Origin of the sequence: Pseudomonas sp. SWRI77 (genome assembly GCF_014269105.1) — a bacterium.
GTDB lineage: Bacteria > Pseudomonadota > Gammaproteobacteria > Pseudomonadales > Pseudomonadaceae > Aquipseudomonas > Aquipseudomonas capeferrum.
Genome location: NZ_JABWRV010000011.1, coordinates 40,837 through 56,635, shown reverse-complemented (window position 1 = coordinate 56,635; position 15,799 = coordinate 40,837). Strand labels below are relative to the sequence as shown.

The 15,799-nt window shown below is 61.2% G+C and carries 17 protein-coding genes; 2 read left to right on the top strand and 15 right to left on the bottom strand.

Annotated features, from left to right (window positions below; translation table 11 throughout):
- Nucleotides 1-10: 10 nt before the first annotated feature.
- The 3 genes from sdhA to sdhC are packed head-to-tail and all read right to left on the bottom strand — an operon-like array spanning nucleotide 11 to nucleotide 2,535.
- Entirely contained in the window at nucleotides 11-1,783 is a 1,773-nt protein-coding gene (sdhA, locus tag HU766_RS12930; RefSeq protein WP_027592875.1) for a succinate dehydrogenase flavoprotein subunit, read from the bottom strand.
- Nucleotides 1,784-1,786: 3 nt separating this feature from the next.
- Nucleotides 1,787-2,155, bottom strand: a complete 369-nt coding sequence (sdhD, locus tag HU766_RS12925; RefSeq protein WP_027592876.1) for a succinate dehydrogenase, hydrophobic membrane anchor protein — start codon at nucleotides 2,153-2,155, stop codon at nucleotides 1,787-1,789.
- Nucleotides 2,149-2,535, bottom strand: a complete 387-nt coding sequence (gene sdhC, locus HU766_RS12920) for a succinate dehydrogenase, cytochrome b556 subunit (RefSeq protein WP_077068487.1) — start codon at nucleotides 2,533-2,535, stop codon at nucleotides 2,149-2,151. Before sdhC ends, sdhD begins: the two co-directional genes overlap by 7 nt.
- Before the next feature lie 351 nt (nucleotides 2,536-2,886).
- On the opposite strand from sdhC, the gene gltA reads away from it, so the two are divergent.
- Nucleotides 2,887-4,176: a citrate synthase gene (gltA, locus tag HU766_RS12915; protein ID WP_019472041.1), complete on the top strand. Its 1,290-nt coding sequence runs from the start codon at nucleotides 2,887-2,889 to the stop codon at nucleotides 4,174-4,176.
- A 73-nt stretch (nucleotides 4,177-4,249) separates the two neighbouring features.
- On the opposite strand, the gene HU766_RS12910 is transcribed toward gltA, so the two are convergent.
- From HU766_RS12910 to HU766_RS12870, 9 genes are all read right to left on the bottom strand, one after another.
- Entirely contained in the window at nucleotides 4,250-4,855 is a 606-nt protein-coding gene (locus HU766_RS12910) for an START domain-containing protein (protein ID WP_186657253.1), read from the bottom strand.
- A gap of 33 nt (nucleotides 4,856-4,888) precedes the next feature.
- Nucleotides 4,889-5,143 carry a YkgJ family cysteine cluster protein gene (locus tag HU766_RS12905; protein WP_033699278.1) on the bottom strand — a complete coding sequence of 85 codons (255 nt, stop codon included), beginning with the start codon at nucleotides 5,141-5,143 and terminating at the stop codon, nucleotides 4,889-4,891.
- A 130-nt stretch (nucleotides 5,144-5,273) separates the two neighbouring features.
- Nucleotides 5,274-5,762 carry a hypothetical protein gene (locus tag HU766_RS12900; RefSeq protein ID WP_186657491.1) on the bottom strand — a complete coding sequence of 163 codons (489 nt, stop codon included), beginning with the start codon at nucleotides 5,760-5,762 and terminating at the stop codon, nucleotides 5,274-5,276.
- A 62-nt stretch (nucleotides 5,763-5,824) separates the two neighbouring features.
- Nucleotides 5,825-7,267, bottom strand: coding sequence for a PLP-dependent aminotransferase family protein (locus HU766_RS12895; RefSeq protein ID WP_033699281.1), 1,443 nt, complete (start codon nucleotides 7,265-7,267; stop codon nucleotides 5,825-5,827).
- Nucleotides 7,268-7,570: 303 nt separating this feature from the next.
- Nucleotides 7,571-8,383, bottom strand: a complete 813-nt coding sequence (locus HU766_RS12890; RefSeq protein ID WP_186657251.1) for an OmpA family protein — start codon at nucleotides 8,381-8,383, stop codon at nucleotides 7,571-7,573.
- Complete coding sequence (locus HU766_RS12885) at nucleotides 8,380-8,733, bottom strand: DUF4398 domain-containing protein (protein WP_033699285.1); 354 nt, start codon at nucleotides 8,731-8,733, stop codon at nucleotides 8,380-8,382. Before HU766_RS12885 ends, HU766_RS12890 begins: the two co-directional genes overlap by 4 nt.
- A gap of 9 nt (nucleotides 8,734-8,742) precedes the next feature.
- Complete coding sequence (locus tag HU766_RS12880; RefSeq protein ID WP_186657249.1) at nucleotides 8,743-9,564, bottom strand: transporter substrate-binding domain-containing protein; 822 nt, start codon at nucleotides 9,562-9,564, stop codon at nucleotides 8,743-8,745.
- Between the two features lie 88 nt (nucleotides 9,565-9,652).
- Nucleotides 9,653-10,582 (bottom strand): FAD-binding protein, encoded by a 930-nt coding sequence (locus tag HU766_RS12875; protein ID WP_033699289.1) that lies wholly within the window; start codon nucleotides 10,580-10,582, stop codon nucleotides 9,653-9,655.
- The gene (locus tag HU766_RS12870; RefSeq protein ID WP_033699291.1) at nucleotides 10,583-11,332 is read right to left on the bottom strand and encodes an electron transfer flavoprotein subunit beta/FixA family protein; all 750 of its coding nucleotides are present in this window, start codon (nucleotides 11,330-11,332) and stop codon (nucleotides 10,583-10,585) included.
- Nucleotides 11,333-11,870: 538 nt separating this feature from the next.
- Between HU766_RS12870 and HU766_RS12865 the strand changes: the two genes are divergently transcribed.
- Complete coding sequence (locus HU766_RS12865; protein ID WP_186657247.1) at nucleotides 11,871-13,553, top strand: electron transfer flavoprotein-ubiquinone oxidoreductase; 1,683 nt, start codon at nucleotides 11,871-11,873, stop codon at nucleotides 13,551-13,553.
- 70 nt (nucleotides 13,554-13,623) lie between these two features.
- On the opposite strand, the gene HU766_RS12860 is transcribed toward HU766_RS12865, so the two are convergent.
- From HU766_RS12860 to HU766_RS12850, 3 genes are all read right to left on the bottom strand, one after another.
- Nucleotides 13,624-13,974, bottom strand: coding sequence for a type II TA system antitoxin MqsA family protein (locus HU766_RS12860; protein WP_186657244.1), 351 nt, complete (start codon nucleotides 13,972-13,974; stop codon nucleotides 13,624-13,626).
- A 53-nt stretch (nucleotides 13,975-14,027) separates the two neighbouring features.
- Nucleotides 14,028-14,324, bottom strand: a complete 297-nt coding sequence (locus HU766_RS12855; RefSeq protein ID WP_186657222.1) for a type II toxin-antitoxin system MqsR family toxin — start codon at nucleotides 14,322-14,324, stop codon at nucleotides 14,028-14,030.
- Between the two features lie 94 nt (nucleotides 14,325-14,418).
- Nucleotides 14,419-15,744, bottom strand: coding sequence for an MFS transporter (locus HU766_RS12850; protein WP_186657219.1), 1,326 nt, complete (start codon nucleotides 15,742-15,744; stop codon nucleotides 14,419-14,421).
- Nucleotides 15,745-15,799: the final 55 nt, after the last annotated feature.

Genomic DNA, 15,799 nt, shown 5'->3' with positions numbered 1-15,799 from the left:
GCAGCCACCCTTAGTAAGTCCGGATTTTTGGCTCGAAGGCCGGTACGGTCTTCGGCGCAAAGTTGACGCCACGCTTGGCAACGCGCTTCTCACCCGGGTAGTACAGGGTGTGGCACAGCCAGTTCTCGTCGTCACGGTCTTCGAAGTCTTCACGGGCGTGAGCGCCGCGCGACTCTTTACGGGCTTCGGCCGCAATGGCGGTAGCTTCGGCAACTTCCAGCAGGTTCTGCAGCTCCAGCGCTTCGATACGCGCGGTGTTGAAGGCCTGGGACTTGTCGTTGATCTTCACGTTGGCGATGCGGTCACGCAGGCCCGCCAGCTGCTCGATACCCTTCTGCATGTATTCGCCAGTACGGAATACACCGAAGTAGTTCTGCATGCAGCTTTGCAGCTCGCGCTTGAGGCTTGCCACGTCTTCGCCAGTGGTACGCTCGTTGAGCTTGTTCAGGCGGTTCAGGGCAACGTCGACATCGGTATCGCTGGCATCGCGGTACTCGACGCCTTCGGTCAGCGCCTTCTCCAGGTGCAGGCCGGCAGCACGGCCGAACACTACCAGGTCGAGCAGCGAGTTGCCGCCCAGGCGGTTGGCACCGTGGACCGATACGCACGCCACTTCACCTACGGCGAACAGGCCCGGGATGATGTGGTCCTTGCCTTCGGCGTCCATGGTGATGGCCTGGCCATGAATGTTGGTGGCGACACCACCCATCATGTAGTGGCAGGTCGGTACGACCGGCACCGGCGCGACAACCGGGTCGACGTGGGCGAAGGTCTTGGACAGTTCGCAGATACCTGGCAGGCGGCTGTGCAGCACTTCCTCGCCCAGGTGGTCCAGCTTCAGCAGTACGTGGTCCTTGTTCGGGCCCACGCCGTTGCCGGCGATGATCTCTTTGACCATGGAACGGGCAACCACGTCGCGGCCGGCCAGGTCTTTCGCGTTCGGCGCGTAACGCTCCATGAAGCGCTCGCCGTGGGCGTTGATCAGGTAGCCACCTTCACCGCGGCAACCCTCGGTGACCAGTACACCGGCGCCGGCGATGCCGGTTGGGTGGAACTGCCACATTTCGATGTCCTGCACCGGCACGCCGGCACGCAGGGCCATGCCGACACCGTCACCGGTGTTGATCAGGGCGTTGGTGGTCGAGGCGTAGATACGGCCCGCACCGCCAGTGGCCAGAACGGTGGCCTTGGACTTGATGTACAGGGTTTCGCCGGTTTCGATGCAGATCGCGATCACACCGACGAACGCGCCGTCCTGGTTCTTCACCAGGTCAACCGCGTAGTACTCGTTCAGGAAGGTGGTGCCCGCTTTCAGGTTGCCCTGATAGAGGGTGTGCAGCAGTGCGTGACCGGTACGGTCGGACGCTGCGCAGGTACGAGCAGCCTGGCCGCCTTTGCCGAAGTCCTTGGACTGGCCACCGAACGGACGCTGGTAGATACGGCCGGTTTCGGTGCGCGAGAACGGCAGGCCCATGTGGTCCAGCTCGAAGACCGCAGCCGGGCCTTCCTGACACATGTATTCGATAGCGTCCTGGTCACCGATGTAGTCGGAACCTTTGACGGTATCGTACATGTGCCAGCGCCAGTCGTCGTTCGGGTCGGCCGAAGCGATGGCGCAGGTGATGCCGCCCTGGGCGGATACAGTGTGCGAACGGGTCGGGAAGACCTTGGTGACCACGGCAGTCTTGTGACCGCCCTGTGCCAGCTGCAGCGCTGCGCGCATGCCGGCGCCGCCGCCGCCAATGATGATGGCGTCGAAGGAAATAGTAGGAATGCTAGCCATGGATCAGATACCCCAGAGAATCTGCACACCCCAGACGAAGTAAGCGAACATCGCAACGCCGCATACCGCCTGGAACAGGAAACGAATCGCAGTTGCCGACTTGCCGAACGCCATCGGCGTCAGGTAGTCGGTGGCAATGGTCCACATGCCGACCCAGGCGTGAGCGCCCAGGGCAACGAGGGCCAGCAGACTGAAGATCCGCATCGCGTTGTTGGAGAACAGACCGTGCCACTGGGCATAGTCGATACCTGGGTGGGCTACGACGTAACCGATCAGGAAGAGGAAGTAAGCCGCGAGAACGACCGCAGAGACGCGCTGTGCCATCCAGTCATAGAGGCCCGAACGCGACAGGTTCGTGACATTGGTTACCATACCCAAACTCCCACCAGAACGATCACCACCACGGAGATGACAATCACGATTTTCGAGCCCAGCTTGCCGCCTTCCAGCGTCTCACCGATGCCCATGTCCATGATCAGGTGGCGTACACCTGCCACCAGGTGATACAGCAGGGCGGACAGCAGGGCCCAGGTCACCAGTTTGGCCAGCGGACTGGTCAGACACGCCTTCACCTCACCGAAGCCTTCCTCGGAACCCAGGGACTTGCCCAATGCATAAAGCATGATGGCCAGGCCGAGGAACAGGATGACGCCGGAGATACGGTGCAGAATGGACGTGTACGCGGTGATCGGGAGCTTGATGGTCCTTAGGTCTAGGTTTACAGGTCGTTGGCTTTTCACGGCTTTTTTCACACTGAAGAGCCCCTAGCGAACAGGGCAAAGTTGTTGGTAAGTGTACTGGTCAGGTACCCACCACCCAGGGAACGGCGACCCCCAGCAGTTCGGGCTTGCAAGCCCCTGGCGGTCGGGTGCCGAGTATAGACAGTTAGGCTGCTTATGACAACGTGATGGGGTAGCCCAAATAGCGCATTGCCTTTAGCCAGCAAAAGGCGTAAATGGGCGACAATTTCGAGAAAAATCAGGCCTCGGAGCCCGTTTCAACCAGCCTTTAGGCAAATTGACATCTGAATTTATCCCTCTATAGTGGTGCGGGCCCTGCGTGGGGGGTCTGTCTGATGATTTCAAGCATTAATAGGAGGCCACATGGCTGACAAAAAAGCGCAGTTGGTCATCGAGGGCGCTGCCCCCGTCGAGCTGCCCATTTTAACCGGCACCGTTGGTCCTGATGTAATCGACGTCCGCGGGTTGGGGGCCACAGGTCACTTCACCTTCGACCCTGGTTTCATGGCGACCGCCTCGTGCGAGTCGAAGATCACCTACATCGACGGCGACAAGGGTATTCTGCTGCACCGCGGCTACCCGATCGAACAGCTCGCCGAGCAGTCGGACTACCTCGAAACCTGCTACCTGCTGCTCAACGGCGAATTGCCGAATGCCGAGCAGAAGGCTCAGTTCGTCAGCACCGTGAAGAACCACACCATGGTTCACGAGCAGCTGAAGTCCTTCTTCAACGGTTTCCGCCGCGACGCTCACCCGATGGCGGTGATGTGCGGTGTGGTCGGCGCCCTGTCGGCGTTCTACCACGACTCCCTGGACATCAATAACCCGCAACACCGCGAAATCTCCGCGGTGCGCCTGGTCGCCAAGATGCCGACCCTGGCCGCGATGGTTTACAAGTACTCCATGGGCCAGCCGATGATGTACCCGCGCAACGACCTGTCGTACGCGGAAAACTTCCTGCACATGATGTTCAACACCCCGTGCGAGATCAAACCGATCAGCCCGGTGCTGGCCAAGGCAATGGACCGGATCTTCATCCTCCACGCCGACCACGAGCAGAACGCCTCCACCTCCACCGTGCGCCTGGCCGGCTCGTCGGGTGCCAACCCGTTTGCCTGTATCGCCGCCGGTATCGCCGCACTGTGGGGCCCTGCCCACGGCGGTGCGAACGAAGCCGTACTGACCATGCTCGATGAAATCGGCGATGTCTCGAACATCGACACCTTCATCGCCAAGGCCAAGGACAAGAACGACCCGTTCAAGCTCATGGGCTTCGGTCACCGCGTGTACAAGAACCGCGACCCGCGCGCCACCGTGATGAAGCAGACCTGCGACGAAGTCCTGCGCGAGCTGGGCATCAAGAACGACCCGCAGCTGGAACTGGCCATGCGCCTGGAAGAAATCGCCCTGACCGATCCGTACTTCATCGAGCGCTCGCTGTACCCGAACGTCGACTTCTACTCGGGGATCATCCTCAAGGCGATCGGCATTCCGACCAGCATGTTCACCGTGATCTTCGCCCTGGCACGTACTGTAGGCTGGATCTCGCACTGGAAAGAAATGCTCTCCAGCCCGTACAAGATTGGCCGCCCGCGCCAGCTGTACACCGGCGAGCAGAAGCGCGACATCGCTGCACTGAAGGATCGCAAGTAAGCTCATCGAGCCGAACGCAAAAAGGCTGCCCTCGGGCAGCCTTTTTTATTGCCTCGCAGGCAACCCGACTCATTCAGTTTTTCTCAGCCCGCTCACGCAACGCTTTCAGGGTATTGAACGGCGCATCGACCACGAATTTGTTGGCCACCATCGCCGGCACACTGCCACCCGGCTCGGTGTGCACCTGATAGGTCACTTCCGTGCTGCCCCCCTTGGGTACCAACTTCCAGAAGCCCTCGACCTTTGCCACTCGCACAAAGCCCTTCTCTTCCGGGATATAGGTCGGCTCTCCCTTCAGGTTACGCGTCAGGCTGCCATCCGCACCCTTGACCGTGGTGACATGCAGCACCGAATCGCGCGGCGTCACCGGCCAGGGCGTATTGAACTGGGTGTAGGTCCAGCTCTGGTCGCCTTCGTGCTTGAGCAGCTTCTGCGACTTGCACTCGTGAATCCAGGCACAAGCCCCGACCACGTCTTCCTGCAGCGCCTGGACCTTGGCCAGTGGCGCTTTAATCACGGTGACACCGCGATAGGCCTTGTACTCGGAGCCCGCCACTTCACTGAGGGAGATCTTGATGCCCTCCTCGTCCTTGGCCACCTGCCAGTTCTCGGCCCAGGCGGCGGGCGCCAGCAACACACCCATGCCACACAGCAGTGCAATACGCTTGAACGATCTCATCATCTTTATCCTTGTTGTCGAAGATCCAGCCTGTCACGCCGCCGTCATCTGCTCCCACCAGCCGAGAATCCTGATTGCCTCATCGCGATCACTGCCGCACACCTCGACATCCGCCTTGAAACCGCCGCACACCGCCGGGCGTTCGGGCTTGCCGAACAGGTCGCAGAGGTTGTCGACAGTCAGGTGCAGGCAGCGCTCACCGGCCGGCTTGCCATGCGGCATGCGCGGCATGGCAGAGCTGATGGACGGGGCGATGCAGCAGGCACCACACCCCTCACGGCAATTCATGGCTATTCATCAAAATCAGGTCTCTGTGGAGCAAAACGGGACGAACGCCCCCGGATAGTAACCGCTCAAACGTGCGTTTGAAATTGCTGGCCCGATGAAATCTGCCGTGACCCGGCAGTCAGTTCACTGGCTACTGGCGGTACTCAAATTCGATCGCTGCCCCTTCAACATCGCGGCGGCTTTCATTGCGCAACTGCAGCTGCATTTCATTGCTGATCAATCGGCCATTGAGCTGGAACGGGCTTTCATGGCCCTGGGGTTTTTCGGTAAACATTGCGGGCAGCAAAGGTTTGCGCCGCGTGGCCGAACTGCCGACATTCGGCTCAAGGTCATTGACCATTTCGACAGGCAGGCTCAGGTCGAGCTTGGGCTGGGGCAGCGGCTTGGCCACCGCCTTGCTGACCGGCTTGCGCGCAGACTTTGGCTTTGGCTTTGGCTTGGGCTTAGGCTTGGCCTTGCTGACAGCCTGCTTCGACACAGGCTTGGCAGGGGCCTTCTGCGCAGGCTTGGCCTGGCGAGCCTGTGCCTCGGCGGCAGGCTGAGCAGCCTGCGCCACTGCGCCAAAGTGGCAGAGCGGCACGAGGCAAAAACTAAGGGCGATACAGCGCAACAGTTTCATGGACATCGACAGTCAGGCTGGAAAAATGCATATGCTCCCTGTTCCGCCTGCGCCTGGCAAGCCTACAAAAGTGAACCCGTAGGCTCTCTGCACAATTGCTGAGCCAAAAGGCCAAGGGTGATCACCGCCCGCTCGGCCTCTTTATTCCACGGAATCCCGCAGTTAAGCCGGATGCAGTGGTTGAACTGCTCAGTGTTACTGAAGATCAACCCGGGCGCGATACTGATACCCTGCTCCAGCGCCCGCACATGCAAGTCCTGGGTATTGACCCGCCCCGGCAGGCTCACCCAAAGGATGAAGCCACCGGTAGGCCGGGTCATCTGGGTGCCTTCAGGGAAGTGCTGTTGCACCGCCAACTGGTAGGCACTGAGGTTCTTGCGGTACTCCTGGCGGATGTAGCGCAGATGGCGGTCATAGCCGCCGTTCTCCAGATAGGCGGCCACCCCCATCTGCGTCACGCTGCACGCCGAATGGGTGGTGAACGTCTGCAGCCGCTGGATTTCATCCTGGTAGCGCCCCGCCACCATCCAGCCGACCCGCACACCCGGTGACAACGTCTTGGAAAAACTCGAACAGTAGATGACCCGGTCGAGCCGATCGAATGCCTTGAGCGCCTTGGTCTTGCCCTGCTCGAACATCAGCTCGCCATAGATGTCGTCTTCGACGATCTGGATATCGAAGTCCGAGGCCAGGCGTAGCAATTGCTTCTGGCGTTCTTCAGGGATGGTGCCACCCAACGGGTTGCTCAGGCGCGAGGTCAGTACCAGCGCCTTGATCGACCACTGGTTGGCGGCCAACTGCAAGGCCTCGAGGCTGATGCCCGTAGACGGGTCGCTGGGGATCTCGATCACCTTCAGGCCAAGCAAATCGGCCAACTGCAGCAGGCCGTAGTAGGTCGGCGACTCGGCGGCGATCAGGTCGCCTGGACGAGTCAGCACCCGCAGCGACATCTGCAGCGCATCGACACAGCCATGGGTCACGATGACTTCACGCGGGTCTACCAACACGCCGGCATCGCGCATGCGAATGGCAATCTGCCGGCGCAACGGCTCAAAGCCCGGGCTGAACATGTAACTGAATGCGCGCGGGCTGTGAAAGCGAGTTACCTTGGCAATCTGCTGATGCAGGGCGCGCACCGGCAGGTAGTCCACGTGGGGCACCGCTGCGCCGAACGGAAACACGCCATCGCGGCGCGCCTCGGTCAATACCTGCTGGATGATGCTTGCCCGAGTCACCAGGCCCGGGCGCTCCACCCGGGCGATATCCGGCGTTTGCGCGGTGAGGGCCGGGGTCTGGTGAACGTAATAGCCCGACTGCGGGCGCGCGCGGATCAGCCCCTGGTCTTCGAGATTGGCATAGGCCTGCAACACCGTGGCGTGGCTGACATTGAGCTGGGCGCTCATCTTGCGCACCGACGGCACGCGCTCGCCTGGCTGGTAGACACCGCGACGGATGTCATCGGCCAGTTGCTGGGCGATACGCTGATATAGCAGCAGGTTGGTCATGGCGATATCTCGACGCGCGGACGGGCTCGTTATTCTTGTGCGACACACTGACGGCAGAGAATACCGTAACAGTTGCGAAGTGTACGGGGACAGATTGCAGAATAGCCAACAATACAGTTGCGTGACAGCACCCGGCCAATTTCCCAGGATTGCGCGCTTGGTTGTAGGAGCGGCCTTGCGTCGCGAAAGGGCCGCAGCGCGGCCCCAGCGCTTTATGTGTCAGCGCAAAATCCGGAGCCTGCTTCGCCCCCCTTTTCGCGACGCAGGGCCGCGCCTACAACTGTTCGCCGATCATCGAGGGGATCAACGCGCTGGCGCGAGCTTGCCCTTGTCATCAGAGAAGACGATCTCGACCCGGCGATTCTGCGCCCTGCCCCGCTCCGACGCGTTGGCCTCGATCGGGTACTGGTCACCGTAGCCTTCAACCTGCAGACGCTTCTCGTCGATACCCAAGTCCGCCAGCATGTCGGCCACTGCCTGCGCGCGATCACGCGAAAGCTTCAGGTTGTCTTCCGGCGCACCGGTGCTGTCGGTGTACCCCTCGATACGCACCACCCGGCGCGGATTGAGCTGAAGGAACTGCACCAGCTTGAGCACGGTGCGGCTGGCCGAGTTTTTCAGGTCGGCACGCCCGGTATCGAACAGCACGTCACCCAGGGTCATCACCAGGCCACGGTCCGTCTGCTCCGAAGCCAGCGCGGCAATCTGCGATTCGACCCACTTGCCTTGCTGCTGGACGCTGGCCAGCTTCGCCTCACGCAGCGCCAGCTGCAGACGCTGACGCTCAAGGTCGAGCTTGGCCAGGCGCTCCTGGTTCAGCGCGAGCTTGGCGTGCTCGCTGGCGATTTCGCTGTAGCGCTGACTCAGGTAGGCGTAATGGCGTACATCGGTGCCGGTGCCGACATAACTGGAAAGGCGCTCGGCCCGCGCCAGTGATTCACCTGCGCGGATCACGTCGCGGGGCGCGCTGCGCAGCACGTCGGAATCGTCCTTGACCTTCTGGAAGGTTGCACTGGCCTCATCCAGTGCCGCCTCGCTGCGCTGGCTGGCGCAACCCTGCAAGCCTGCGGTCAACGCCAGCAATACCAGCGCGGCCATGGGTGTAGAACGCATCATGGCTGCACCTCCAGCTGTTTGCGCAGGCGCTTGACCCGCGACTGCAGCAGTTGCAGCTGCTCTTCACTCTTCTGGTTCAACACCTGCGCCTCGGCCAGGCGCGCATCCAGCTCAGCCTGCTCGGCACGCATGCGCGCATCGCGAAAGTCTTCGGTGAGCATGTTGGTCTTGGCCCGGGCAAGCTTGTCTTCGGCCAGCTTCAGCGCTTCGACCTGGTCGGTGGCGCCGACAGCCTTGGCCTGTTCCAGCGCCTGCTCGGAAATGCGCAGTTGCTCGTTCGGCGCCGGGTCGTTGGCGCAACCCGCCAGGCCGAGCACGGCCAGAGCAAGGATCAGTGGTTGGATTCTCACGCAATCTTCCTAGTGTTTGGGGGCGTCCAGCGGCACCTGCATCTGCGCCTTCCAGCGCTCGACATTACGTTGCAGCACAGCCTCGGACGCACCGGAGATCGGCAATTCTGTCAGTTTTTTCGCCAATTGCCCACGCAGCCAGCTGTCATTGCATGCCGAGTTGTGTGACACAGCCAGGTACAACCCAGGGCGATCTACCGGCAGGCCGCGGGCAATCAGGTCGTTGCTCATGCCCAGGCTCTGGGTCATGGCCATGCCGGAGTAGCGCCCGGCAAGCACATAGTCCACCTGCCCCAGCACCAGCTTCTGGAACGCCTGGGTCAGGTTCTGCGCCGGCTGCAACTTCAGGTGCGATTTGGCAAAGGCTTCAAAGGCGGGGGTCAGACGTGCGCGCTCGGACAAGCTGCCCTGGTAGTTGGCCAGGTCCGCCGGGCCATCGAAGGCCAGCTCAGCGTCATGACGGGTCCAGACCAGGTATTCGTTCAACTGCAAAGGTGGGTGGATATAGTCCAGCGCCGTCAGTTGCCCGACCTGCAGCGGGGTATCGAGCAGCAGGTCCATACGCCCGCTGCGAACCTCCTCAAGGGCCTGGTCGCGCCGACCGGCACTCAGCACGTCCACCTTGACCCCCAGCTCGCTGGCCACCTGCTGCAACAGCTCGACATTGGCGCCAATCAGGTGCTTTGGGTCCTTCGGGTCCTGCCAGGAGTAGGGAGGCGCATCAGGGCTGCCGGTCGCCACCAGGCGCTCGCACTTGCCTGCTGCCATTGTCGCCGACGACAGCAACGCCGCCATGCACGCCAGCACCCCGCCTGCTTTGCCAAACCTCATGCTCACTCCTGGCTGTGACACTGAAATCCATAAAAAAACCCGGCCCTCAGTACGAGGGCCGGGCTTCTTTATAAGTGAAGCAGGCGGATCAGACCAGCTTTTCCAGCTCCGGAACCGCTTCGAACAGGTCAGCGACCAGGCCGTAATCGGCAACCTGGAAGATCGGCGCTTCTTCGTCCTTGTTGATCGCAACGATCACTTTGGAGTCTTTCATGCCCGCCAGGTGCTGGATCGCGCCGGAGATACCGACGGCGATGTACAGCTGCGGTGCGACGATCTTGCCGGTCTGGCCGACCTGCATGTCGTTGGGCACAAAACCTGCGTCGACCGCAGCGCGCGAGGCGCCCACAGCAGCGCCGAGCTTGTCGGCGAGGCTGTACAGGTGCTTGAAGTTGTCGCCGTTGCCCATGCCACGGCCGCCGGAAACGACGATCTTGGCTGCAGTCAGCTCTGGGCGGTCGGACTTGGCCAGCTCTTCACCCACGAAGGACGACTTGCCAGCGTCATGGGCGGCAGCGACGGTTTCAACCGAGGCAGAACCGCCTTCGGCCGCGACTGCGTCGAAACCGGTGGTACGCACGGTGATGACCTTGACCGCAGCGCTGGATTGCACAGTGGCAATGGCGTTACCGGCGTAGATCGGGCGCTTGAAGGTGTCGGCCGATTCGACCGCGATGATCTCGGAGATCTGGTCGACGTCCAGCAGTGCGGCAACGCGCGGCAGGATGTTCTTGCCGTTGGTGGTGGCCGGGGCCAGCACGTGGCTATAGCCCTTGGCCAGCTCGACGATCAGCGGCGCTGCGTTTTCTGGCAGCAGATGGGCATAGGCGGCGTTGTCAGCCACCAGCACCTTGGCAACACCGGCGATCTTGGCAGCGGCTTCGGCGACACCACCGACGTTCTGGCCTGCGACCAGCACGTGCACATCACCACCGATTTTGGCGGCAGCGGCGACAGTGTTCAGGGTGGCCGGGGCCACGGCGCCGTTTTCGTATTCAGCGATAACCAGGATAGTCATTTAGATTACCTTCGCCTCGTTCTTCAGTTTCTCGACCAGTTCTGCCACCGACTTGACCTTGATACCTGCGCTGCGTGCAGCAGGCGCTTCGACCTTGAGGGTCTTGTTGGTGGAGGCCAGGGAAACGCCCAGCGCGTCTGGCGTGACGGTTTCCAGCGGCTTTTTCTTGGCCTTCATGATGTTCGGCAGCGACGCGTAGCGCGGCTCGTTCAGGCGCAGGTCGGTGGTGACGATCGCTGGCAGGTTCAGCGATACGGTCTGCAGGCCGCCATCGATTTCACGAGTGACGTTCAGTTTGTCGCCAGCGACTTCCACCTTGGAGGCGAAGGTACCCTGGGCGTAACCGGTCAGCGCGGCCAGCATCTGGCCGGTCTGGTTGTTGTCGCTGTCGATGGCCTGCTTGCCGAGGATGACCAGCTGTGGCTGCTCTTTGTCGACGATAGCCTTGAGCGCCTTGGCCACGGCCAGGGAGTTCAGTTCGTCAGCGGCTTCTACCAGGATGGCGCGATCGGCACCCAGGGCCAGGGCGGTACGCAGTTGCTCCTGGGCAGTGGTCGGGCCGACGGAAACCACGACGATCTCGGTCGCAATACCCTTTTCTTTCAGGCGTACGGCTTCCTCAACGGCGATTTCGCAGAAGGGGTTCATGGACATCTTGACGTTTGCAAGGTCGACGCCGGAGTTGTCCGCTTTGACGCGAACCTTGACGTTGTAGTCGACCACTCGTTTGACAGCTACAAGAACCTTCATGGATTCCTCGTTACTCTCCGGTGAATAGAAAGTCGCCTGGGGACATGCCCGGCGATGCGCGTGGGTACAAGGGCACCTCTAAAAACGTACCGGGTAGAGCAAACTTCAAGGTGACCGAGCAGTCTTGTCATGACGCTTGCGGTAAATACCCGCGGGTCATTTTCTGTGGTGGCGTGTAAACTCCACTACAAACCGTGAATTGGCCGCAAAGCCTTACTCCACACCTGGTTTTTAGAGGTGTACCTGCGCCCGGCGACAAGCCTACGGCGAACGTAAAACCGCTCGTATCTTGACCGCAACACCCAATCCGGTCAATACGGCAAATCGGTCACCCTCCAGCCGCACTCCTGTGATTTTACTGGCCTGCGGCAAATTCAAACAAACGTTTGTATTGGACCCGCCAAGTGGTGTAGATATAATGCGCGGCCAAGACAAAACGGTGTAGTCCATCCTCTGCGCTGCTACAGCTCCGCGCCCGTGAAGCGCGGTGCGCATGATCACCCCACACCCATAAGACCAAGCAACAGCACGAGCCTTGATGAGTAGGAGAGAACCAGTGGAACGCGAATACATGGAATTCGACGTGGTCATCGTCGGCGCCGGCCCGGCGGGGCTGTCCGCCGCCTGCCGCCTGAAGCAGAAGGCCGCCGAAGCCGGTAGCGAGATCAGCGTCTGCGTGGTCGAGAAAGGCTCTGAAGTCGGTGCCCACATCCTCTCCGGCGCGGTATTCGAACCGCGCGCACTGAACGAGTTGTTCCCCGACTGGAAAGAACTCGGCGCACCGCTCAACACTGCGGTAAAGCGCGACGACATCTACGTGCTCAAGGATGGCGGCAGCTCGATCAAGGTCCCGGACCTGTTCGTGCCCAAGACCATGCACAACGAGGGCAACTACATCATCTCGCTGGGCAACCTGTGCCGCTGGCTGGCCCAGCAGGCCGAGAACCTGGGCGTGGAGATCTACCCAGGTTTCGCTGCCCAGGAAGCGCTATTCGATGAAAACGGCGTGGTGCGCGGTATCGTCACCGGCGACCTGGGTGTCGACCGCGAAGGCAACCCGAAAGACGGCCTGTACACCCCTGGCATGGAACTGCGCGCCAAGTACACGCTGTTCGCCGAAGGCTGCCGTGGGCACATCGGCAAGCAGCTGATCAAGCGCTTCAACCTCGACAGTGAAGCCGACGTCCAGCATTACGGCATCGGCCTCAAGGAAATCTGGGAAATCGACCCGAGCAAGCACCAACAGGGCCTGGTGGTACACACTGCCGGCTGGCCGCTGGACGTGGTGAGCACCGAGAACACCGGTGGCTCGTTCCTGTATCACCTGGAAAACAACCAGGTGGTGGTCGGCCTGATCGTCGACCTGTCCTATGCCAACCCGTACCTGTCGCCGTTCGACGAGTTCCAGCGCCTCAAGCACCACCCGGTGATCAGCCAGTACCTCGAAGGCGGCAAGCGCATCAGCTACGGCGCCCGCGCCCTGGCCAAGGGCGGGATCAACTCGCTGCCGAAGATGGTCTTCAACGGTGGCGCGCTGATCGGTTGCGACTTGGGCACCATGAACGTGGCCAAGATCAAGGGCAGCCACACGGCGATGAAGTCTGGCATGCTCGCCGCCGACGCAGTGGCCGACGCATTGATTGCCGGCAGCGAGGGTGGCGACGCACTCACTACCTATGTCGACGCCTTCAAGGCCAGCTGGCTGCATGAAGAGCTGTTCGCCAGCCGCAACTTCGGCCCGGCCATGCACAAGTTCGGCCCGTTGTTCGGCGCAGCCTTCAACTATGTCGACCAGAACTGGTTCGGCGGCAAGCTGCCGTTCACCTTGCACGACACCAAGCCGGACTACGCCTGCCTCAAGCTCGCGGCCGATTCGAAAAAAATCGACTACCCGAAACCAGACGGCAAGCTCAGCTTCGACAAGCTCAGCTCGGTATTCCTCTCCAGCACCAACCATGAAGAGGAACAACCCTGCCACCTGAAGCTGACCGACCCGAACGTACCGATCGCCAGCAACCTGCCGCTGTACGACGAACCGGCCCAACGCTACTGCCCGGCCGGCGTGTACGAAGTGGTCAGCCAGGAAGACGGCAGCAAGCGCTTCCAGATCAACGCGCAGAACTGCGTGCACTGCAAGACCTGCGACATCAAGGACCCGGCCCAGAACATCACCTGGGTTACCCCTGAAGGCGCCGGCGGGCCGAACTACCCGAACATGTAAGGCCATGCCCCTGCAGCAACAAAAGCCCCTGCCTCCGTGGAGTCAGGGGCTTTTTTGTTGCCTGCTCGCATCAGGCTGTACGCACTTCCTCGAACAGTTCGGGGTGGCGATCCAGTAGCTTCAGCAGCTTTACCAGCGCCACGGGTGGCGTGGTCTTGCCATTTTCATAACGGGAGAACGCATTGACCCCGCCACCAAAAATTTCCCCCGCTTGCCGCTGATCGAGGTCGAACTTCCTGCGGATGGAGGCAATGAAAGAAGGGTCCACTACAGTTGCATTGACTTGGCGCTCGAATGCCGTCATCAGATCGCTGACACGCATGGCTTGATCATGGTTCAGCACGCACTCACCGCATGCGGAACAATAATCGCCACTTACGTCCGGGATCAGGGTCGTCTCTCCCTTGTAGCGATAAGGCATGCCCTAAGTGTCAGGTGCAAGCTCGGCACCCCCGCAAATTGGACATCTCATGATTACAACTTCTTGAAGGGCACGATAAGCACGTCGTTGACCACGGACACTTTCAGGTAAACGTAGCCAACCGCTGTAAACGGGCGGTACACGTCCTGCCAAACCCGGTGATCAATATGGCTGGTCATGCTTTTGTAGAAATCAGTGCGCTTCACGCTAGTGATTACCTCAAGCATGCCCGGAAAATCCATTCCTAGCGCCTTAGCATCTCTTAATGCAGCGCCCGTAGGGCTGACGCGCCTTGCCGCAGTCAGGGCTTTTATCCGCTCCAGCGGGCAATGAGGCGTTCTCTTTTCCATGAGAAATTAACCTTCCAGGTTAAATTTGGCTAATAGGTTATTCCAATAGCCCCCACCTGGAAGTCTGCCCCACCCCCCACCTGCCTCTAATGCCTCATTTGTCACCACACATGATCGGCATCCGCTCCGCCGCAAACGCCAAAGGCTCACGACGCCCGAAATACAGGGCCGTGAGCAGCCCCACCGCGCCCATGATCAGACAAAAGCCGACACACACCCACGGGCTCCACGGCATCAGAGCGATCAGCGCCAAGGGTGTGGTACTCGCCCACAGGGCATAGGCAATGTTGTAGGTGAAGGAGATGCCCGAAACCCGGATCTGCGCCGGGAACAGCCCGACCATCACCGACGGCACCACGCCCACCACGCCGCAGCACAGCCCCGCCAGCGCATAGGCCAGCCAGGTCGTGCCCCACTGCCCCACCAGGCTCGCATACAACGCCCCGATACCCAGCGGCAGCAGCAGGCTGTAGATCATCAGCGCACGCCAGGCGCCCAGGCGATCGACCAGCAGCCCGGCCAGCACACAGCCGATATTCAGGAACACGATACCTACGCTGCTCAAGGCAAAGGTGTGCGCAGCGGTCATGCCGAAGCGCTGCTGCATCACCGTCGGCGTGATCACCACCAACACCACCACTGCCGACGTCAGCACGCAGGTCAGCAGCGCTGCCGGGAGCAACGCCCCACGATGCTCGCCCAGCACCCGCCGCAGGGGGAACGCCACGGGTTGCTCCTTACGCTCGCGCAAGGCCATGAACACCGGTGTTTCACTTAGCCAGCGGCGCAACCACACGCCGATCACACCAAATACCCCCCCGAGCAGGAAGGGGTAACGCCAGGCGTAATCGAGAATTTCCTGCGCGGTAAACGCCTGGGCCAACAAGGTCGCGGTCAGCGCCCCCAGCAGGTAGCCAAAGGTCAACCCGGCTTGCAGGAAACCCAAGGCATAACCGCGCCGACCTTGCGGCGCGTGCTCGGCAACGAACGTCCAGGCGCTTGGCACCTCCCCGCCGACCGCAGCCCCCTGCAGAATGCGCAGTGCCAGCAAAACCAGTGGCGCCGCGTAGCCGATGTCGGCATAGGTTGGCATCACGCCGATCAGCAGGCACGGCAGGGCCATCATCAGGATGCTCAGGCTGAACACCCGCTTGCGCCCCAAGTGATCGGCGAAATGCGCCATGACGATGCCCCCCAGCGGCCGCGCCAGGTAGCCCGTCACGAAGATCCCGAAGCTTTGCAGCAGGCGCAGCCATTCGGGCATTTCGGGCGGGAAGAACAACTTGCTCAGGGTCAGGGCGAAGAACACGAAGATGATGAAATCGTAGATTTCCAGCGCGCCACCCAGCGCCGCCAGGCCCAGGGTCCGGTGGTCGCCACGGCTGAACCGGGGCGGGCGAGCGGTATCGATGGCAGTCATGGCAGGGTCCGCAGATCGGCAAAGGGCAAGAGGATAGCAAATACCTGCCTTCCCC